The organism is Gillisia mitskevichiae (assembly GCF_003634585.1).
GTDB lineage: Bacteria > Bacteroidota > Bacteroidia > Flavobacteriales > Flavobacteriaceae > Gillisia > Gillisia mitskevichiae.
On sequence record NZ_RBLG01000003.1, the window covers coordinates 21,674 to 43,510 of the forward strand.

Below are 21,837 nucleotides of genomic sequence, written 5' to 3' on the forward strand. Positions count from 1 at the left end.
GAAGAAAACCATTTACGATTATATGGAGGAATATTTATTTGATAAATACCAAATTCGATATAATGAGATAAGCCAGGATTTTCAAATCTCCCTGAAAAATTCTAAAAACTGGGAAGAACTTGAAGTTAATTCAGTTCTTATTGAATTGGCCAAATGTAATATTGAGGTTCCTCCCAATAAACTTGAGATCTTTCTAAGATCCTATGTTGTTCCGCATTTTAATCCTATTAGTAAATATTTTGAAGAATTAGAAGACTGGGATGGCCAAGATTATATTTCCAAATTATGTTCCTATGTTCCAGTTCAGGATTCTGATAGTTTTGCCTATCATTTTAAAAAATGGTTGGTTAGAACTATTCGATGTGCCCTGGAGGAAAGTTATTTTAATAAACAATGTCTAGTTTTAGTCCACAACCAACAGAATTCAGGCAAATCAACCTGGTGTCGCTTTATATGTCCTCCCCCTCTCTCTAAATATATAGCAGAAGACATTAGTAATGATAAAGATGCCCGAATTCAGTTAACCCGAAATTTTATTATTAACCTCGATGAACTTTCCATGCTAAACAAAAAAGACATAAATAGTCTTAAAGCATATTTTTCTAAAACATTCATAAATGAACGATTGCCTTATGACAGAAAAAATTCAACGCTATCTAGGACCTGTTCATTTATTGGTTCAACCAATCAGGCTAATTTCCTGAATGACGAAACAGGTTCTGTCCGTTGGTTATGCTTTAAACTTCTTAGGAAAATTGATTTTAATTATTCCAAGGAAATTCAGGTTAACCAGATTTGGTCACAGGCATATCATTTGGCCTATTCTGATCCTGATTTTTCTCCGGAACTAACTCTAAAAGATATTGAGGAAAACGAAGAAAGAAATCGCGAGTTTCGTCAGTTATCTACGGAAGAAGAATTAATCACCAAATATTTTGAACCGAGCCAGGATATAAAAGATTTTCATACCTCTTCCGAAATTCTAGCTAAACTTTCATGCCTCAATATAAGATTGAATGTAGTTTTTATCGGCAGAGCTCTGAATGCTTTGAACTTTCAACGAGTGAAACACCCTAAACGACAGGTCTATGGTTTCTTGACAAAACAATTGTTTACATCGAGCCCTTGGGAAATAACATAAATACTACTTACCTACTTACCTAAAGTTAGATCATCCCTTTTATGACAAGGCTTAAGACCAGGTAAGTAAAACTTAATTCATCTTACCTAAGTTACCTAAAACCTGGAATTTAGGTAAGATAGGTAACTAAAGGTAACTAGCATTTTTATTTGAAAAGCCTTGCTATGACTGGAAAAGGTAAGTAGGTAACTAAAATTATAGAAAAATGAAACTTCAAAAACTAACCTGTGAAAGAGCCCGCAATATTTGCATCGTGGAAACCCTCGCAAAATTGGGCCACTTCCCCAGTAGGAAAACGGAGAAAGAAGCCTGGTTTCTGAGTCCCCTTCGGTCAGAAACACAGGCCTCTTTCAAAGTGTCTTTAAAACTGAACCGATGGTATGACTTCGGAATTGGTGAAGGTGGGAATATCATTGATCTGGTGTGTCTACTATCAAATTGCAGCGTTGGAGAAGCACTGCAGTTTCTCTCGGATGAATTGCCTGTATTTAGCTTCCAGGGTACTATAACCGATACTTCAGAAAAGGAATGCGGTAATACCATCATACAAGTAAAACCGATCACCAAGAGCTACCTAAAGAAGTATGTAAGATCTAGAGGTATTTCCCTTGAAGTTGCCAGAAGCTACTGTAAGGAAGTCTGGTACGAATGCCGGGAAAAATCTTATTATGCCATCGGACTTCAAAATAAGGATGGTGGCTGGGAACTGCGCAGTCTCTATTTTAAAACTTCCAGTTCTCCTAAAAGCTATACCTACCTCCAGAATGAAAATGATAACCTGGTCGTCTGTGAAGGAATGTTTGATCTATTATCCATTGCTGAAATATATCCGGAGGAATTAAATGGTTCGGATATCATCGTTTTAAACTCGCTTTCATTTTTACAACAGATAACATCCTATTTCAAAAACTATACGTCGGTTGATCTCTACCTGGATAATGATCAATCCGGGAAGAAAAACGCAAAGAAATTATTTCAGTATTATCCCCACTTAAAAGACCAGAGTAATCGCTATAAAAACTATAAAGACCTTAATGAAAAACTAGCTTGTGGGTAGTCGATTTACAGTGGCCATAAATCGTTTTGAGTAGCAAAGCAAGATGTGTCATTGTCATGACAATCTTGCTTTGCGCCCGGAGGTTGCAAAGAAAATAAATATTAAAAATGAAACGGGAATACATCCAGATACGCTGCTCGATCTACGAGAAAAAGCTACTCAAAAAAAGAGCGGCCCGGGCAGGAATCTCCCTTTCAGAATATCTCCGGGCTACCGCTTTTAAAATCAATATCGTGGAACGATTAACTCCGGAACAAGTAGAATGCTACCAGCTACTGATCCAGTATAAAAACAATTTTATGCGAATCAGTAATATGTTTAAAAAAAGTGATCCCCGGCTGGCGAAAAATGTTGAAGATCTCGCTGAAGAAATTAGAACGCACCTTCAAAACTTTAAAAAATGATTGGCAAAGGACAGTCTATAGCAAGCACCAAGGCTTCCCTCGACTATGGATGGAATCAGGAAAAAGAAGCAGAAGTAGTTCTCAAACAACACCTGGCCGGTGATACGCCCGGGCAGATCACCGATGAGTTTAAGATCATTCAATCTCAAAATGACCGCTGTACTAAAAATACCCTGAGTTTTATAGTAAGTCCAACCATCAAAGACGGGAAGGAATTAAGCCACCAGGATTTAGAAAAGATTGCCCAGGGATTTATAAAGGAAATGAATCTCCAGAATAATCAGGCCATTGGTTTTGTCCATAAAGACAAGGAACATACCCATATTCACATCTATGCAAATCGTATCAGCTTAATAGGGGAAGTTTATAAAGATAGCTTTATAGGAAAACGAAGTCAGATCGCAGCAGATAATGTAGCCAAACAATTAGGACTAACCCGGGTAAGAGAAGTACAACAGGGAAAGCTACAGGAGTTAAAATGGCAGCGACTGGCCATTAAACATATCCATAACAAAGTTCTGGAATCCAGGCCCAAAACCCTGGATGAGTACATACAAAAAATGAATGCACGTAATGTAAAAGTCCTTCCCAGTATCAACAAATCCAATCAGCTGCAGGGCTTCCGGTTCGAATATCAGGGCGCCAATTTAAAAGGAAGTGAGGTCCACCGGTCCATGAGTGGTAGTAAACTAATCGCAGAAATTTCTCAGAATAATTGTTACAGTAAACTCAGGGAAGTACCTAAGACTTTAAAGCTGGTGAATAACACCGTACAACTTAGCACAAACATGGCCAGTAAAATAACTAAAGATCTGGCTAAACAGGTGATCAAGCGAGGACTTGATACCGATATGGGTATGGGAATGGGCTACTAAATATTAATGAGTATGAAAAAACTAGATGAGATCATGGAACTGATGGCTGATGAAATGGCCGATTTTAAAGTTTCTATTTTAAAACTGGATTTATTATCCAAAAAGCTCAATAAAATGAGTATTCCTATCAGTACAGCTGCTATTGATGAGAATCTAAAGAGCTTTCTTCAAAAACAGGAAGAGGCTGATGAATTAAAAAATGAATTATTTAGAGATATCAATATCCAGTTGGAAAGAGCCAGTCTGATCCCCAACTATATTCTTGTGTTATTTGGGAGTATTCTGATCCTGCTTTTATCCGGATTGGGATATTTTATTTACTCTTCCAAAATAACCGAAGGAGAGAAATTTCGGATCTATCGAACTATTTCTGAATCAAAACTTGAATCCTATCAAATCTTTTTTTCGGAAAATCTGGAAATAAAAGAAGGTTATTGCAATTGGCTGGAACAGTGGCATAAGTAAGTATGCGCCCTATGCTGTTTTTACTTTACGCTTAACTTTCCGTACACTATAAAAACAGCACAGGAACCACGCGCAAGGTTAGTTATGGGAGATATGGGGCCATAAATTGTGACTTCCTCGTAAAATAAATATTTGTGTTTGTTCCAGAACCAGATGGAATTTGTAAAAAGGTTGCATGCACGAAGAAAATAAAATAAGAAAGCCCACGCCGTTGTATATGCTTTACGCATTTAGTGAGTGCAACTAATGCCTCACATTACGGATATACAAGCACCCTCATAACCAAAACTTTAATCTATAATAAGTTCAATCCCGGCTTTCTCAGCCTTGTATTTTATTTTAGTGGTCAGCTCATAATAACTCCAATTTCTAGGACAAATTCCTCCTCTTTGGCAATGCCTATCTTATTTTCCTGGTTTATTAAAATTAGCGTTTCTGCTTGGTGTTTCACACAGAAATCAATTAATTTCCGGCTGTATAGGTGGAGGCGATGACTAACATAATTCTTTTCCTTTTCATGGAATCTTTGCACTGCTTTTGTTTTTCTTTTACGTCCTTGTCCTGATCTGGAAAAAGTAGCTCCTTCCTCTGCCCTTTTCCGTGCAGCCTGTAGGGCTAACCTCCGATATAATAACTCTTCCCTGGTACCAATGCTAAGTTTTGTCATTCCGATTTTTACAACAATCGGGTATTCAAGGGATAAAGAAGCCTGGGCAATAACATCCGGTTTCAGGGTATGCCTTTCCTTTTCAATTTCAAAAACCGCCAGTAAATAGGTTTTATTATCTTTCAGTTGAATCTGCGAGGCGCATAGCTTAGTTTCGCCTGCTACTAACCGCTCTAGCAGTCTACGTTTATCGGTGTAATCTTTTCCTAAGTAGGTTTTCATAGGAACTGAAAATAAACGAAAACAGAATGCTTTTTTCTCTTCGTTATAGGTTAATCCACTGATACCTTCCATATCAAAAGGAAAAGCCAGATCTCTTTTGAAAATCATCAATGAAGCTTACAGATAACTTAACTAAACTAGTAACATTGTACAATTTTTGGTGATAATGATAGGTCGACTACCAGCTCAGACACCTGTTTCCTACAGCGTCCTGACGTATGACAGATGCTATTGGATCCCGATCATATATGAGATCGTTTGTATCATATAGTAGAAATGATCTTGGGTCAGTACATGACTTCCTTTTAAATCATAGGCATAAATTTCTTCATTTTTAATTGACATGATCCTATTTGATCAGAACGAAAACAACCGGTTCTAGTGGGGGCATCCTACCATTAAAAAAAAAATTCATTTTTACTGGAGACTAATTGAGAAAAAACAATAAAACTATTTTTGTATCATAGTTTCCTTTGTTTACCTTTGCGCCTGATTTCAGAAAAGCAGAAATTAAAAATAAAGTTTAAATGAAAAAAATACTGATATGTTTTCTTCTGGTAACGAGCCTTTCTTCTGGGCAGGAACCAGTTATTTTAAGCCTGCCAGAGGCTGTTTCTTATGCTTTAGATCATAAAGCCGAAGCAGAAAAAGCACGTCTGGATATTATTAAGGCCAATGCGCAAATCGCCGAAGTAAGATCTAACGCACTGCCACATCTTAACGGAAGTGCAAATACATCTTATAATCCTCTTTTGCAGGAGAATATCCTGCCCGGGGAATTTTTTGGAAGGCCGGGCGAAGATATAGCTGTGGCATTTGGAAGAAAATGGAACTCGACTGCCACGGTACAATTGACGCAAACGTTGTTTAACCAGGCGGTGTTTACCGGCCTTAAAGCGGCCAGATCCACAAAGGAATTTTATCAACTGAATGCACAGCTTACGAACGAAGAAATTATTGAAAAGGTTGCAACTGCATACTATCAGGTATATCAAACCCTGCAAATGCTTGAAAATGTGGAGAGCAATCTGAAGCTAACAGAGCAAACTGTTGAAATCGTAAAAGGCCTTTATGAAACCGGACTGGCAAAAAAGATTGATTATGACAGAAGTAGAGTGGCATTGAATAATCTTATCGCAAACAGGCAGCGGATGATTAATGCCGTTGAGCTGAGAGAAAATGCCCTGAAATTTATGATTGGGATGTCTATTAGTCAGGAAATAAAACTACCAGAACAAAATTTTCAGCCTTCATTACTACCCAATGAAAGTCTGGAAATGACTGACAGAACAGAGCTTCAATTGTTGGCAAAGCAGATCGAGCTTTTAAACTGGCAGAAAAAAGCGACCCTTGCCGAATATTATCCTTCGGCATCTCTTTCCGCTAATTATGGCTGGCTTGGCCAGGGTGACGAGGTACCCATTTGGAACGGTGAAGATAAAGGCGTTTTCTGGTCAGATCTTGCATCTGTTGGAATCAACATCAGAATTCCCATTTTTAACGGTTTTGCTACCAAATCCAGGGTAAAACAAAACCAGATCGACATTGAAAAGGCGCAGGCAGATTTTCAGGAAACGGAACTTGCTTTACAACTGGCCTATAGCAATGCTGTTGCACAGCTAGAGAACAGTTTTATCACCATAGAAACCCAGGTAGAAAATGTAGAGCTTGCGCGGGAAGTGCTCGAAGACAGTCAAAACAATTATGAATTGGGACTGGCCACACTAAATGATCTTTTAGATGCTGAAAGAGATTGGGCTACAGCCAAAAATAACTTAACCAATGCCCGCCTTGACTATAAATTAGCCGAAGTAGAAGTATTAAAGTCACAGGGGAAAATAGAAATACTAAAAGAAAATAAGCTTTAAGATGAAAAAGAAATCAATCATAACCATTGTAGTGCTAATCGGCGTCGCCGTAGCTTTCTTCCTGATCCTGCAAAACAATAAAAAAAATAATGAAGAAGAACTGGAAATAGTTGCTCAGAAAAATTCAGAAGTAGCTGTAAGAACTGCCACTGTTCAAAAAGAAAGCCTTAGTGGAATGTTTACTGTAAATGGCACTTTTGACGCTCAGACAAGGGTGAAAATTTCAGCCGAAATGAATGGACAGGTTGTGGCTATTTATGTTGAGGAAGGAAGCCGGGTTAAAGAGGGACAGGTTGTTGCAAAGCTTTCTGGTGATAAGACTAATGTAAACGTGACCAATGCAAAAGCCAATCTTGATAACGCCATTTCCAATTTGAATAGATTTGAAGCAGCTTTTAAAACGGGAGGCGTAACCGCAGCACAACTGGATCAGGCAAGGTTGCAGGTAGAAAATGCGAGAGCACAGTATCAATCTGCACAAATAAGTTCCGGAGATACCAACATCCGATCTAAAATCAGCGGAATTGTAAATGAAAAAATGGTAGAAGCAGGAATGGTTATAGCTCCTGGCACTCCCATCCTAGAAGTAGTGGATATTTCTTCCCTTAAATTACGTGTAGAGGTAGATGAAGCTTTGGTAAGCCAGTTACACATGGGCGAGGTTGTAAAAATGGTGCCCAGCGTGACCAAAGATACCATTAGTGGTAAGATCAGTTTCATTGCGCCTGCCTCTAATGGAGCCCTTAAGTTTCCTGTGGAAATTACTGTGGCCAATTCTGAAGGAACTTTAAGAGCAGGAATGTATGCTACTGCAGTATTTAACGAAGCAGGGCTGGATAATATTTTGACCATCCCAAGAGAAGCATTTGTAGGTAGTGTAAGTGATAATAAAATATTTCTTGTAAAAGATAGTATCGCACAGCTTACCACCATTAAGACAGGTATAAATTATGGCGATAAGGTTCAGGTTACCAACGGCCTTTCTGAGGGTGACGTGATCGTGACCAGTGGACAAATCAATCTTACTGACAATGCTGCGGTGAGAATCATAAAATAAAGAAAAACAAATGAAATTAGCAGAATTATCTATAAAAAGGCCTAGCCTTGTAATTGTAATGCTAGCATTACTAATTATTGGTGGTCTTTTTAGCTATAGCCAACTCAGCTATGAGTTGATCCCAAAATTTGAAGTAAAGGTGGTTACCGTCATGACCGTTTATCCCGGTGCTGCTCCTGCCGAGGTGGAAAACACCGTTTCCCGTAAAATAGAAGATGCAGTGTCTTCCCTTGAGAGCATTAAAAAGATCCAGTCGAAATCTTTTGAAAGCCTGTCGTTGGTGACTATTGAATTTGAAAACGAAGCGGATGTCGATTTTTCGCTCAATGAAGCACAGCGAAAAATAAACGCCATTCGCTCTGATCTTCCTGATGACATAGAGGAACCTTCGCTCTCACAGTTCTCAATTTCAGATCTACCTATAATGAGTATGGGAGTAACCGCAAATCTCACAGAAAGTGAACTTTATGATCTAATTGATGAAAAAATAGAACCTGCCTTTTCACGGCTTCGGGGTGTCGCTCAGGTGAATCTTGTGGGAGGACAGGAAAGAGAAATCAGGGTAAATTTGGATCCTGACAGGCTTCAGGGCTACGGGCTTACCGTTCCAATGGTGCAGCAAATAATAAGTGCTTCAAACCTGGATTTTCCTACTGGAAACCTTACAACCAGAGAGAATACTACACTTATCCGCCTCTCTGGAAAAATTCAGTCTGTAGAGGAGCTGAGAAATCTTACAATAGCTTCTCAAAACGGACAGAATATTAAACTTTCTGATGTTGCTGAAGTTCAGGATACGCAAAAGGAAGTAGAAAAGATTGCACGTATTGATCGTCAAAATACCATATTACTTCAGGTTCAAAAACAAACCGATGCGAATGCGGTGACTGTAAGTGAACTTGTCCAGGAGAAAATTGATGAAATGGAGCAGCAATATGCCGAGCAGGGAATACAGATAACAATAGCAGATGATTCTTCAGAATTTACACTTGAAGCGGCAAATTCAGTAATAAAAGATTTATTTATCGCTATTGCACTTGTAGCATTCATAATGCTTTTCTTCCTGCATAGCTATCGAAATGCCCTTATCGTAATGGTTTCCATTCCTACTTCGCTTATTGCCACTTTTATAGGAATGTATTTGATGGGATACACCCTCAACCTGATGAGCTTACTCGCACTTTCCCTGGTAGTGGGAATCCTGGTGGATGATGCCATTGTGGTTATCGAAAATATACACCGCCATATGGAGATGGGTAAAAATAAAATTCGTGCCGCATATGACGGTGCTTCAGAAATTGGGTTTACGGTAACAGCGATCACTTTGGTTATCGTGGTGGTTTTCCTCCCTATTGCGATGAGTACGGGCCTTGTGGCAAATATTATTGCGCAATTTTGTGTCACTGTAATTATAGCAACCCTCTTGTCCCTGTTGGTTTCCTTTACTGTAGTGCCATGGTTATTTTCCAGATATGGAAAACTGGAGCTTATAACTGATAAATCTTTCTTCGGAAAGATAATAAATAAGTTCGAAGCAGGGATTTCCTGGTTTACTGCAGAAGTAACAAATATCCTGAATTGGTCTCTTGACAATAAGATTAAGACTTTTCTGGTAGTGATTGGTTTATTTGTAAGTTCTATTGCTCTTGTTGCAATGGGCTATATTGGATCTGATTTCTTTCCGGAAACAGATAGGGGAGAGTTTCTTGTTCAGTTAGAAATTGATAAAGATGCCTCCATTGAAGAAACCAACTTTATCACTCAACAAGCAGAAGCTTACCTACAGGACATGCCACAAGTGGAGAGTCTTCTTACCACCGTTGGCCAGTCCAGTAGTGGGGGAATGGGCGCTGCGCAGGCTACCACTAATAAATCTGAGATCAATGTTACTTTAGTTGACAGATCTGAAAGAGAAGATAAAACCAATGTCTTTTCTGCTAAATTACAACGTGCTCTTGAGCAGAAACTAGTGGGTGCTGAAGTAACTGTCGTCCCAGTGGGAATAATGGGGGCCGAGGCCGCCCCACTCCAAATGACTGTTACTGGTAATTCATTTGAAGAAGCTTTCGCCTATGCTCAGGCTGCTGAGGAAGTCTTACGTACTGTGGATGGTGCCACCGAAGTGGAGACAAGTGTGGAAGAAGGCAATCCTGAAATCTCGGTAAGTGCAGACAGGGATAAAATGGCTTCCCTGGGATTAAATGTAGCCACAGTTGGGCAAACTTTGCGCACAGCGTTTAGTGGCAATACAGACAATAAATTTAGAACCGGAGACAACGAGTATGACATTAATATTATTTTTGATGAAGCAGCGAGAAATGATATAGAAGATGTAAGAAATATCCAGTTTGTTAATAACAGTGGGCAAAGGATTAATTTGGCCCAGTTTGCAGATATTAATTATGAATCTGGCCCTTCCCTGCTTGAGCGTTACGACCGTTCGCCCTCTGTAACCGTTTCGGCACAAACAGTAGGTAAAACTACGGGAGCAGTGGCCCAGGAGTGGGAAGAAAAACTTGGGAATATCGAGCAGCCTAAAGGTGTGGAATGGACCTGGGGCGGAGATATGGAGCGCCAGAGCGAAGGTTTTGGTACGCTGGGAATTGCCTTACTGGCAGCTATTATGTTGGTTTACATGATCATGGTGGTTCTTTATGATGATTTCGTGAAGCCGTTTATAGTGCTGTTCTCTATCCCTCTATCCTTCATTGGAGCATTATGGGCACTGGCTCTTACCAACCAAAGTTTAAACATTTTTACCATTTTGGGTATAATAATGCTTATTGGGTTGGTTGCTAAAAACGCGATTTTATTAGTAGATTTTGCCAATCATAGGCTGGACCATGGAGAAAAAATAAGAACAGCTTTAATCCAGGCAAACCATGCGAGGCTGCGTCCAATTTTAATGACGACCATTGCCATGGTTTTCGGGATGCTTCCTATTGCACTGGCCTCGGGAGCTGCTGCGGAGATGAATAATGGTCTGGCAATCGTAATTATTGGAGGATTATTATCATCGTTATTCCTTACCCTTATAATTGTACCGGTGGTATATATGATTTTTGTACGCCTGGAGGAGAAATTCTCTTCTAAGGAGGAAAAGAATTATGAGGAGCTGATGGTAGCAGATTATGAGCACATTCATCCTGAACAAGAATTAGAATTTGATTAAAAAGTAAAAGCTGATTGTTAAAGGGCAGTCAGCTCCTTTTTTATAAATACCAGATACCTAATAAAATTTTTAAAACCAGAACATATGGTGAAAGATATTGAATTACTAGAGAAGGTAGCAGATCTTTTCATCTACTACGGAGCCAAGACAGTGACCATGGATGACATAGCCCAGGAACTAAAAATTTCTAAAAAGACGTTGTACCAGAAATATAAAAATAAGGAAGTTCTGCTGGAAGAGGTGCTAACCTATAAGTTGGAAAAAGTTCTTTTAAAGATGAGAAATCTTGATGAAACCATAGATAACGCCGTGGAAAGGATGTTTGCCAGAGATGAGGATATTGAAAGAGCTTCAAGAACTAACGATTCCATTATGCTAAGGCAGCTAATAAAATATTATCCCAGGATATTTAATAGACATATGCTGTATTTTTCTGAAAAACTTTCGGAAATTCTTGTGCATAATATTGAAAGAGGTAGAAAACAGGGACTCTACAGGGAAGATTTTGATGCTAATCTATATTCAAAACTTTATTTTCAATTAACGATGACCTATGATAATTCACCTTTTTTGGATACCACTGAAATATCCAGGGCCCACTATCAGCATGAGTCGTTAATGTTTTATATGAATGCTATAACTAATGAAAAAGGTAAGGTAAAAATGAAAAGCATTATTTCTTAGATCATCTAAGTGCCAAAAAACCGCTAAGAAATTTAATTTTCGATAATGTAAGCTTAGCCTTAGCCTATAGTGAGTATCTATGAGCTCAATTTCCATCTTTTGTGACTCCATAACCATAATTCAGGACTTTTTCTTATGGAACTTTCCAAAAGTTTAATATAATTATCTATAATACTGCTTGTCTCCGTCTTTTCGACAATATGAAACTGTAACTCGTAATGTCCTCTTTTTATTTTTCTAAAATTTGGAAAAACCACGGCGGGTCCAGTTCTATCGGCGATTTTTTCTGCACCGGTCAAAAAAGCTGTTTCCCTATTCATAAATTCTTTCCATATTTTTGCCTGTTTTCGTTTGGGGCTTTGATCACCTATTATACAGTTCATTACGGATAGGTTTTCATTCTTCTGTCTTATGATAGTCCTGTATCCTTTTTTCGCCGCTATACATTTTACCCCGAATCGTTCTCTTATAGTTAAAAACAGTTCATTGAAATATCCATTTTTTAATGGTTTGTAAAAAGTATATGAAGGAATTTGAAAATATATTGGCAAGTACACTAACCACTCCCAATTTCCCTGATGTGCGGCATACATTAATATACTCTGGTGCTTTTTCTGAAAATCTAGTAACAATTCTGGATTACGTATAATTAATCGCTTTTTGATTTCTTTTTCACTTATTGTAAGTGTTTTAATAGCTTCTACTGCAATATCACAAAGATGGTGATAGAATTTCTTTTCGATTATATTTATTTCGTATCCAGTTCTTTCTGGAAAAGCATTTACAAGATTATATCGAACTACCTTTTCTCTATAGCTAACAACTTTATAAACAATAATATATAAAACATCAGATATTAAATATAAAATAGGCATTGGTAATAGGGAGATCAAATAAAAGGGGAAAAATTTTAGACGGGCAATGTGTGTTAACTTCATATGATTGAAATATTAGTATTATTAAATCCTTTCTAAGCTAATAACCATGGTTTTCCATATGATTTAATATCTTTTATTAATATTAAGTTTGACTTATAAACCATCTTAATGATAGAATATTGTTTGGGTATTTTTTCAAAACATTCTCACAAATTCTTCTAATTTTTAATTAAAAAATCAGAAAGTCCCACTTAATCCTACCCTTGCTAAGCTTATATTAAATTTTTAGCTTATCCTATTCTTAAAACCTTGGACATAATTTTTTTAGGTTTAGGTAATTATCTATAGTATCAACTTCCAAAATACTTATAACCATGATGTGTCCCACATCCGTTAGCCAATGAGCTCCTGCCCAACACGCCGAAACTGGGGCAATCATTCCCACTCCGTTAATTGTTGCTTTTAGCAATGGATTTAAATTGTTTCCTTATAGCATAGGCTGTGGTAAATGAAAGAATGGTGTGTCCAGAAGGGAAGCTATGGAAACCATCCTCTTTGCTAAAGGACTTGACAGAGCCTTTGCCTTCTCCGGCACCAGGACGGCCTCTTCCTACAGTTATTTTAGAAATGGTTTGAATAAGGCCAGCTGTAGAGGCTGCTGAAATTAGCAAAACCCCAGTTTTTCGTATTTTTTGGTTTTTCGTTATCAAACCGTACAGATACACTACTCCATTTATTGCGTAATTATTTTGTGGACTGCCATAATACCAGCCGAAGTCTTTTATTATTCCTGGAATATCTTTTTCTTGATTTTCAAACCATATATTAGACTCTTCGTCAATTAGATACAATGCTCCTGTACCTATTATTATAATTCCAGCTGTCAGAAAATTGTTTTTTTTCCATTTCAAAGGTTTTGTGTAGGTGGTAGTTAGTCCATTGAAAGTACTGACTCCATCATATTTTAAAAGTTCCAGTATAGTAGGAAGGCTGTCATTTTTTTTATTTTGGCTAAATAATAAAGACTGAAATACCAAAAAAGCGATAAGGTATATTTTTTTCATTTATCTAAATTTTTATATTTATTTGTGTGGCGTCTTACACTAAATACCTCTAACGGTGACTCACGACCTTCCAAATTTTTTTGACCCAAAAAAGTTGTATGATACCTGTTTTGATCCTGGATAGAATTTTTTACCTCTCCGGAAATTAACAATGAGCTATCGTAGCTTTTACAAAGGTTTTCTAGCCTTGAAGCAACATTCAAAGTATCGCCATGATAAGCCAGTTCCCTTTTAACATCTCCTACTTCTATAACTGAAACCATACCCATATGTATTCCAGCTTTAAAAGTAGGAACCTCTCCAAATTGTTTATAGTAAAAATCCTCTCTAGAATTAAGTTGATCTTGAACTGAGAAAAGGAAACCTATTGGAGAGTTACCTTGGAATTTTTGAAGTGGCCAGCTAATTACGATTTCATCCCCCACGTATTGATAAATTTCGGCATGATATTCCCTGACAATTCTATTTATATCCAGAAAAGAATGCTGAATAAGTGAACTATATTTTAGATGGCCCAATTCTTCGGCTAATCTCGTGGATGAATTTAAGTCCAAGAACATAAAAACCCTCTCTTGCTCTCGAGGAAAGCGGAATGTACCTAGAATCATATACCACAAATAGCCTGGGCCGAATTTAGAAGCTATTTGATTGAAGAAACTGATTACGAGTGTCATCAAAAAAGTATATATCAATAAAATATATTCAATACGTTCTCCACTTTCTTCTAAGATTATTGCAGATAAGGAATTTTTCTCTATAAAATAGTTCGAAAAAACCTCACTTGCAGATCTAATAGCAATTACAAGTCCCGCAAGTAGACAAAAGTAAATGAGCCCTCCAGCCAGAATATTTAATCCTAATGAGTGATTTCGATGATAAATTTTTGTAAGTAAATGATCCAACAAAGCCAACGATGTTCCAAAAATAACTCCTATTAAAACTGTAAATTTAACAGGGGGATCTCCTACTGGGAGCCCCTGATTAATTTCCAATTTTTGGCCTATCACACTATACATTGCAAGTAGATTTTGATGGGCAATGAACATTAGGAGACTGTAGGAAGCTATCCAAAAAACTATATATTTAAGAATTTTAGATAAAAGGGGGTTGCTATGGATCAAATAAATAAAATCAATATTATAGTTTTGTTTCATAAAATCTATTTTAATATAAAGGACAAAACCTACCTAAGCTGCGCAGGTTTTAATAGTTGAAGGTCGGTTGACCTGATAATATATCCAATCCGGAGCATACTTCTATATTTGTCAAAAGCAATCAAATTTTCTCCATAGCCATTAAACCATTCCAACATAATGTACTGATTCGTTCTTTTAGCTATTGAATAAATCAAGCGACTTCTTAAGCTTCCTTTCCAGTTCCATTGATTGCCCTTTTTAGCATTGAGTTCCAATTGTAAATCATTACTAATATTATGAACCAAATTTATTTCACCATATCCTATATATTTTATTAGCTCTGGATTATCTGATTTATAGGAGAATGGAAACCAGGTCTTTATACTTAAAAGTGTTTTCTTGCTAATTCGTGTATGGTAGCTAAGGGATATACTGTTCCAACTCCTAGAATAAATACTATCGCGACCATTAGACTCATGCTCAATTTTAAATTCTGTAAGACCAACCAGTTTATCATCATTATTGAACAGAGGTTTTCCCAAACCGATTCCTGGATTAAAATTTACTTCCTGAAACGGACTGGAGAATGCATATACATCCCAAAAAGACTTTTGGGTGTACGTAATAAACAACTGAGTATTAAAAGGCAATGTATGCCTTGTTATTAATTGCTTAAAACTTATCTGGTATTTGGCATCTGCAGTTTCTTTAGAAATTCCAGTATGGGTGGGAACTCCTGTTATAAAATAAGTATCCTTATAGATTGAAAATGAAGGAAATATAGTATCTTTTAATTCATCTCTCGTAAGACGCTGAGATTGGACCTGGTGAAAGGAAAGTAGCGCTATAATGGTCGTGTAAAAAGATAATTTGAATGATATAGGCATCTTAAATGCATATTTAATTGTGGCTAAACATGATAAATTTTTAATTGAAATTTTGATAGTGTTCAGAATATTTATCTTCTAAATTATCTGTAACAAACAAGTATTTAGATTCTGCCAGTTTATAATTAGCATAAGCATTTATATATTCCGCCTCAGCTTCTTCTTCCTGTTGTTGAGCATCTAATAGATCGGTCAAATTATTTAGGCCACTATTGTAATTATCCCTTTGAACTTTTAAATTCTCGTTGGTATAATACAAATTTTCTTGGGCATAATTAATTTGCTTGTAGGCATCGATAAGATCATACCAGGATTTCATAATACCAATTTTAAGCTGGTCTTTTTGCTCTTCCAGATTATTTTGAGCTATTTTTTCCTGAAGTATTTTTTGCTGAACTTTTTCCTTTCCTGCTCCCCACCAATCAGAAATTGGAATGCTTACCATTCCCAACCCAATAGGCTTAAACTGGCCAGGAAGATTATTGGAAAACGATCCAAAATAGGCGGCATTCACACCCACTGAAACTTGTGGTAGAAGATCGGCTTTAGTTATTTTTGTCATTAATCTGGCGGCTTCAATCGACTTTTCGATAAGTCGGTAATTATCATTGCCGGTCAAGTCTAAATCTGGTTCAGAATATTTAAGCTGTGGTGGGTTTACTTGTCTTAAAGTATCTATTGCAACCGTAGTAGTATCATAAATTTTTCCTACATATAAGCCAAGGTCCAATAATGCCAGTTTCCGCATATTCGCAAGTTTACTTTGTTGTAAAAGCACACGACTACGATTTGTTCTCACTCTTAGTAATTGATTTTTTGCAATAAGTCCGGCTCCTAACAGGTCTTCTTGTTGTTTCAACAATTCGGTGAGGTATATTTTGCTTGCTTGTATGGACCTTAGTTGTTCCTGTACCTTTACTAATTGCCAATACTTATCTTCGGTTGTATAAAGTACAGAATCTATAGACTGCTCTGCCTGTATTGTCTTGGTTTCCACTTGTAAACCTGCTAAATTGCTTGAGTTCCTAACTTTCCCGCCCGCATAGATTATTTCTGTTGCCCCAGCACTGGCCAGATAGATATTATCAATACCAATAGGTAATATATTCTGGATAGGATCTATAATATTGTTGTTAAATCCGTAAAGAACGGTCCCCTGCCCATTAATTTGGGGAAAGTAATTGGCAATTGCTTCACGTTTAGCTGCTTCAGCCTGTTCAATTCTTATTTCTCCATTTTTTATACTATTACTATGAGATACCGCAGTTTTTTTAACCTCCTCCAGATTTAAGGTTTCCTGTGCAAACAAGCTTCCGAAGGATAGAAAGCTTAACAGGCTGCAAGCTATGATATAAGAACTATGCTTTGGATTCATATTTTCTATAGTTATATTAGGAATTCGCTTGATTTTCTTGGGATGCTTCACTTTCATTTTTTTTATTTCTGAAAAACAACCAGTACAATACCGGTAAAACAAATAATGTAAGCACCATCGAAACCATTAAGCCAAAAGCTATTACTGTACCTAAAGGCCCCCATAAAGTGGATCTACTAAGGATCATAGGAGTCACACCAACTGCTGCTGCAGAAGAGGTAAGGAAAATAGGTCGCATTCTTCTTTTGGCAGCCTGGGCAGCAGCTTCGAAAACTGAATACCCGTGATCTCTTCTTAATTCATCTGCAAAATCAATAAGGATAATACCATTTCTAACCACAATTCCACAAAGTGCTAAAAGCCCTAAGAAAGATGTAAACCCAAAAGGATACTGCATTAACAATAAGCCTAATGCTGCCCCAAATATGCTGAGTGGCATGGTGATAAAACTTAAAACCGCATATGTAAAAGATTTAAAGTGCCAAAGCAGGATAAGGAAAATAATGAAGACGCTTATTAATAGAGAAATGCCCATAGGTAGTAGATTTTCCTGGGACATTTCGTATTCACCGCCGTAACCAATTGTAATATTATCAGGAATTTCTAATTCTTCTATTTTTGGACGTAATTTTGCGAGCACTTCATTGGCAACAGCTCCTTTAGCAATATCTATCCGTACCGTTAAACATCGTATTCCATTACGCCTCACAATTTGTTCCTGTTCCCAATCGGGTTTGATATTCGCAATTTGCCGTAGGGGAATACTTGTACCTGTTCTAGGTGAAATTATTGCTAATTCCCTTATTGTTGATACTTTTTGGTCGATTGGGTTCTTAGATTTTATCTTAACGTTTATGCCATATTCATCATCCCAGACTTGCGTTGCTATTAGTCCCTCCATATTCATAGCAATAGTGTTGGCAATATGTTCTCTTGTTAGGCCTACACGGGACGCTTCTTCTTCTTTAACATCAATAGAGATGGTTTGCTGAATTTCACCATAATTAGTCCTGGACCAAATGGTTTGTGGGGTTTTGCGAGAAAGGTCAATAATCTTATCTCCATACTCCTTTAGTGTATTTATATCTTGCCCAAAAAGCCGAACTTCCACCTGTGCCGGTTTCGCTATCATATTAAGTTGTTTCATTCTTAAATATGCATTGGGAAACATGTTGGCGTATTTCGCATCATATTCTTTAAGCACTTCTACTGTAGCATCATCTGAGGAGGTGGTAACCAAAACCTGGGCATAGTTCTTTGCTGGAAGATTTGGGGCATAGACCATATGAAAACGTGGCGAACTTTCACCTATAAAACTTGTATAATCTTCAACGCGCTCATCTTTTGCAAGGATCTTTTCAAATTCTTTAACTACGCTTTGCGTTTCTTCAAGGCTGCTATTTTTAGAAAGGTAGACCTCTACGGCAAATTGATTTCTTTCGATTACCGGGAATAATTCTTGCGACAAATTGGAGAAAAGAAATATACCTATAAGGACTGATGCTATTCCTGCAACAAGCGTAAGTTTATAGTGTTTCATCGCTTTTTCCACACTCCTATCAAAAATATTTTGTAAGCGGTCTAACAAAGATTTTTTCTGCTTTTTTTGATTATTTTTTTTGTTCTGCAATCCTTTTTTAATGAATAAGGTATTAAAATAGGGTACAAGCAATACAGAGATGGCGAGTGAGAGGAATAATGCGATCATTATGGTGTATGGAAATGTGCTAAGGAAGTCTTTTGCGGTTCCCGACATAAAAAACACCAAAGGTAAAAAGGTAGCAGATATGGCCAGTGTTGCAGTAAATACAGAGGGGAAAAGTTCTAAGGCACTATTCTTTGCCGCTTCCCAAACAGATTGTCCTTCATCTAATTTTTCTACGTGATTATCAATTACAACAATGGGATCGTCTACTACTATCCCTAATACAATAATTAGTGCTGCAAGGGTAACGGTATTTAGTTCCATTCCCAACATATACATAAGTGCAAGTGTAGATAAAATAGTAATAGGGATAGTTGCTGCCGCAACAGAAGCTATCCTAAAAGGCAGCAAAAACAAGGTAACGATGACCACTCCTAATAGAGCATAACCAAATTCTTTTAAAAAGTGGCTTATAGCATCTTGTACAACATTAGGCTGATTAGCAATTTTCCTTACTTGGATATCTTCTGGAAGCTGATCTTTAATTAAATCAAGTTTTTCATCTATCCTATCTCCAAACTGGACAATATTGTTACCAGATGCCATCTCTAAGGTGATGATCATTGCTTTTGTTCCGTTGGCAGTAATGAATGAATCCGGATCTTCGTACTCTCCTTTTACTTCAGCAATATCTTTGATCCTGACAACTCTCCCATCTTCACCGGTACTTACAATGTGATTAGCTATATCTGTTATGTTTTCTAAAAAAACGTCCATATGAATGGGCCTATCAAACCCTGGTGACTCTAAAGTTCCAGTTGGCCTTACAGTACCTTGTGATTGCAGGCTCTGCATTAACTCTCCTGGACTAATACGGTATTGTGCTAACTCATTTTGATCTATATATATAGCAATCTGCTCTGTAAGGCCACCAGAATGGCTTATCTTAGCCATACCTTTAACTTGACGCAGTTTGTCTTCAATCTCTTCTACATGTAGCTGTAGATCTTTATAAGGCCTGGTATTAGATTCCACCGTTATAATCATTGCGGCAGTACTTCCAAAATCGCTGTTAACAAGGATACCCTTAACGCCGGGTGGCACTTCGCGTTGTTGAAAAACAAGAATGTCGTTTTTTAGCTTATTCCAAAATTGCGAAGTTTCATTTGGCCCTACACGACTGTCTATTTCTACATAAATATACATTGCCCCATCCTGCGAATAAGAATAGGTTTTTTCTTTATCTACTTCATTGTAACTAAATAGAAAAGCTTCCACTTTAGCAGTAAGTTGCTCTTCAACTTCTTCTGAATTGGCACCGGGGTAAAATCCCATAACCAATCCTTGCCTAATGGTAAACTCCGGAAACTCGTTTCGTGGCATATTGAATAAGCCTAGCAGGCCAATCACAACAAAAACAAAAGCCAGTGCCACGGGAAAAGCTTTGTTCTGCATCGCCCATTCTATTATAGAACCTTGTTTTTTCATAAAATAAGGGGCTTATTATTTATTAACAATATTTACCGGTGTATTTTCGGTGAGTTTGTGATAACCAGAGGTTATAAGCTGTTCGCCATTTTTTAAACCTTCTGTAATGGCTATACCCTCGTCAGTTAATTTTCCGGTCTTTACAATACGCCTTTTGGCTTTATTTTGATTATTGACTATATATACGAAGTTTTCATTTCCATCGGTTACAGATACGGTTTCTACCGGTACTATTATGGTTGCAGAGCTCTCTTCTTTAGCTTCTAACTTTTCTAAAATAGAAACGCTGCAAGTCATCCCAGGTTTGATTTTTCCGGTAGGATTATTAATACTTATTTGTGCTGTATATGTGGGGTTAGAACTATCTGTCTGTACAGATATTTCCGTAATTTCACCCGCATATTCTTTATTTAACACATCTAGTTTTACTACGGCTTTGTCCCCTTTTTCATACTGGTTAATCTCGTCATCAGGAATAGGGATAATTGCTTTAAGCTTATCAATATTAAAAAAATAGACAACAGGTTGGCCGGGTGAGGCCAAGTCTCCTGCTTCCATCATTTTTTCCCCAACATAACCACTAAAAGGAGCCCTGATGCTGGTGTGTTTTACATTTTGATAGCTTGCTTCTGCAGCAGCTTGTGCTTGTTGGTAATTAGAGCGGGCCTCTACCATTCTAACTTCTGCAATACTTCCTTTTTCATACACTTCTTTTACCCGGGCATAATTATCCTCAGCCAGATCTGCCTGTGCTTTTTGGGTTTCATATTGCTTTTGATAAGTTGTAGCATCTATACTAGCGATGAGATCATTTTGTTTAACATATTCGCCCATCTTAACCGGGAATTGCTCGATAGTTCCAGATACCTGAAAACTAAGCTTCACATTTTTATCTGCAGCTATCCTTCCTGTAGCAGATAAAACATTACTATTATTTTTGAATGATTGCTCTCCAACCAGGATTGTTTTTACGTCGATAGGTTGAATTTCTTGTGTTTTTTCATCTTTTTTACAAGCTTGAAATATTATAAAAGTGATGCAGAGCAAAAGAATGGGATAGAATTGACGCATACGTTTAGCTAATAGTGAGTTTAATTTATTGATCATATTTTAGACCTTTTATAAGCAGGCTAACCAGCCACTGTAATCTAATATCCATATTGTCCACGGTACCATATAGGAGCATTTCTTTTTCTAAACTATTGAGAGCAGTACCCATGGCCATTGCCAAAAATTTAATATCATCATCGCTTATAGATGCGATTTCATCATTCTCCAAAGCCCAGGTAAGAATGTTTGTGAAGATTTCATTTTCTAAATGCCTTATTTTAAAATATATTAAGTTATTGAGGTGGGGATTCTGTTTTATATCTTCAACTAAAAATCTATATCCTTCTATTTTTTTGAATAGGCTATTGAGTTTACCGGCGACATATCCTGTTAAATTTTCCTCAATGCTGCGAGAGGGAGCAATTTTTGTTTTAGCAGGCTGTATAATAGTTAAATATTCAAGTAAGGCAACTTCCTCAAAGACTTCTTCTTTATTTTTAAAATAATAATAAATAGTACTTCTTCCTTTGTTAGATGCATTTGCAATATCACTCATCGTAATTTGGCTGAAACCACGATCTTTAAATACATTTTTTGATGAATTTATAATATGTGCCTTTATTAAGTCGTTGTTCATTTGACAAAATTTATAAAATTGTCTAATTTTAGACAAATATAAATATATTGTCGAATCCATGGATT

17 protein-coding genes and 1 pseudogene are annotated in these 21,837 nt (G+C 37.1%); 9 read left to right on the top strand and 9 right to left on the bottom strand.

Going from position 1 to position 21,837, the window contains the following annotated elements; genetic code table 11:
• Positions 1-22 precede the first annotated feature (22 nt).
• The 5 genes from BC962_RS11015 (at position 23) to BC962_RS11035 (ending at position 3,942) form a co-directional block, all read left to right on the top strand.
• The gene (locus tag BC962_RS11015) at positions 23-1,141 is read left to right on the top strand and encodes a virulence-associated E family protein (RefSeq protein ID WP_245984155.1); all 1,119 of its coding nucleotides are present in this window, start codon (positions 23-25) and stop codon (positions 1,139-1,141) included.
• A 355-nt stretch (positions 1,142-1,496) separates the two neighbouring features.
• Entirely contained in the window at positions 1,497-2,198 is a 702-nt protein-coding gene (locus BC962_RS11020) for a toprim domain-containing protein (RefSeq protein ID WP_245984157.1), read from the top strand.
• 107 nt (positions 2,199-2,305) lie between these two features.
• A complete protein-coding gene (gene mbpA / locus BC962_RS11025) occupies positions 2,306-2,602 on the top strand; it encodes a mobilization protein MbpA (protein ID WP_121346091.1) in 297 nt (98 codons plus the stop codon).
• Positions 2,599-3,477, top strand: a complete 879-nt coding sequence (locus BC962_RS11030) for a relaxase/mobilization nuclease domain-containing protein (RefSeq protein WP_121346092.1) — start codon at positions 2,599-2,601, stop codon at positions 3,475-3,477. Before mbpA ends, BC962_RS11030 begins: the two co-directional genes overlap by 4 nt.
• 12 nt (positions 3,478-3,489) lie before the next feature.
• Entirely contained in the window at positions 3,490-3,942 is a 453-nt protein-coding gene (locus BC962_RS11035) for a DUF6730 family protein (protein ID WP_121346093.1), read from the top strand.
• A 290-nt stretch (positions 3,943-4,232) separates the two neighbouring features.
• Here BC962_RS11035 and BC962_RS11040 read toward each other — a convergent pair.
• A pseudogene (locus BC962_RS11040) lies at positions 4,233-4,945 on the bottom strand (hypothetical protein); the annotation flags it as partial.
• A 413-nt stretch (positions 4,946-5,358) separates the two neighbouring features.
• Between BC962_RS11040 and BC962_RS11045 the strand changes: the two are divergent.
• From BC962_RS11045 to BC962_RS11060, 4 genes are all read left to right on the top strand, one after another.
• A complete protein-coding gene (locus BC962_RS11045; RefSeq protein ID WP_121346094.1) occupies positions 5,359-6,699 on the top strand; it encodes a TolC family protein in 1,341 nt (446 codons plus the stop codon).
• A 1-nt stretch (position 6,700) separates the two neighbouring features.
• On the top strand, positions 6,701-7,756 hold the full coding sequence (locus tag BC962_RS11050) for an efflux RND transporter periplasmic adaptor subunit (RefSeq protein WP_121346095.1): 1,056 nt from the start codon (positions 6,701-6,703) through the stop codon (positions 7,754-7,756).
• Between the two features lie 10 nt (positions 7,757-7,766).
• Positions 7,767-10,928, top strand: coding sequence for an efflux RND transporter permease subunit (locus tag BC962_RS11055; RefSeq protein ID WP_121346096.1), 3,162 nt, complete (start codon positions 7,767-7,769; stop codon positions 10,926-10,928).
• 84 nt (positions 10,929-11,012) lie between these two features.
• On the top strand, positions 11,013-11,612 hold the full coding sequence (locus tag BC962_RS11060) for a TetR/AcrR family transcriptional regulator (RefSeq protein ID WP_121346097.1): 600 nt from the start codon (positions 11,013-11,015) through the stop codon (positions 11,610-11,612).
• 77 nt (positions 11,613-11,689) lie between these two features.
• Here BC962_RS11060 and BC962_RS11065 read toward each other — a convergent pair whose 3' ends face one another.
• The 8 genes from BC962_RS11065 to BC962_RS11100 form a co-directional block, all read right to left on the bottom strand.
• Positions 11,690-12,550 (bottom strand): lysophospholipid acyltransferase family protein, encoded by an 861-nt coding sequence (locus BC962_RS11065; protein WP_121346098.1) that lies wholly within the window; start codon positions 12,548-12,550, stop codon positions 11,690-11,692.
• Between the two features lie 389 nt (positions 12,551-12,939).
• Positions 12,940-13,554, bottom strand: coding sequence for a phosphatase PAP2 family protein (locus BC962_RS11070; protein WP_121346099.1), 615 nt, complete (start codon positions 13,552-13,554; stop codon positions 12,940-12,942).
• Positions 13,551-14,708: an adenylate/guanylate cyclase domain-containing protein gene (locus tag BC962_RS11075; protein WP_121346100.1), complete on the bottom strand. Its 1,158-nt coding sequence runs from the start codon at positions 14,706-14,708 to the stop codon at positions 13,551-13,553. Before BC962_RS11075 ends, BC962_RS11070 begins: the two co-directional genes overlap by 4 nt.
• Before the next feature lie 29 nt (positions 14,709-14,737).
• Positions 14,738-15,577: a phospholipase A gene (locus BC962_RS11080; RefSeq protein ID WP_121346101.1), complete on the bottom strand. Its 840-nt coding sequence runs from the start codon at positions 15,575-15,577 to the stop codon at positions 14,738-14,740.
• Between the two features lie 40 nt (positions 15,578-15,617).
• The gene (locus BC962_RS11085) at positions 15,618-17,009 is read right to left on the bottom strand and encodes a TolC family protein (protein WP_245984161.1); all 1,392 of its coding nucleotides are present in this window, start codon (positions 17,007-17,009) and stop codon (positions 15,618-15,620) included.
• Positions 16,969-20,085: an efflux RND transporter permease subunit gene (locus BC962_RS11090; protein WP_121346102.1), complete on the bottom strand. Its 3,117-nt coding sequence runs from the start codon at positions 20,083-20,085 to the stop codon at positions 16,969-16,971. Before BC962_RS11090 ends, BC962_RS11085 begins: the two co-directional genes overlap by 41 nt.
• Before the next feature lie 15 nt (positions 20,086-20,100).
• Positions 20,101-21,192: an efflux RND transporter periplasmic adaptor subunit gene (locus BC962_RS11095; RefSeq protein WP_245984163.1), complete on the bottom strand. Its 1,092-nt coding sequence runs from the start codon at positions 21,190-21,192 to the stop codon at positions 20,101-20,103.
• Positions 21,182-21,772: a TetR/AcrR family transcriptional regulator gene (locus BC962_RS11100; RefSeq protein WP_121346103.1), complete on the bottom strand. Its 591-nt coding sequence runs from the start codon at positions 21,770-21,772 to the stop codon at positions 21,182-21,184. The genes BC962_RS11095 and BC962_RS11100 overlap by 11 nt, the downstream gene beginning before the upstream one ends.
• Positions 21,773-21,837: the final 65 nt, after the last annotated feature.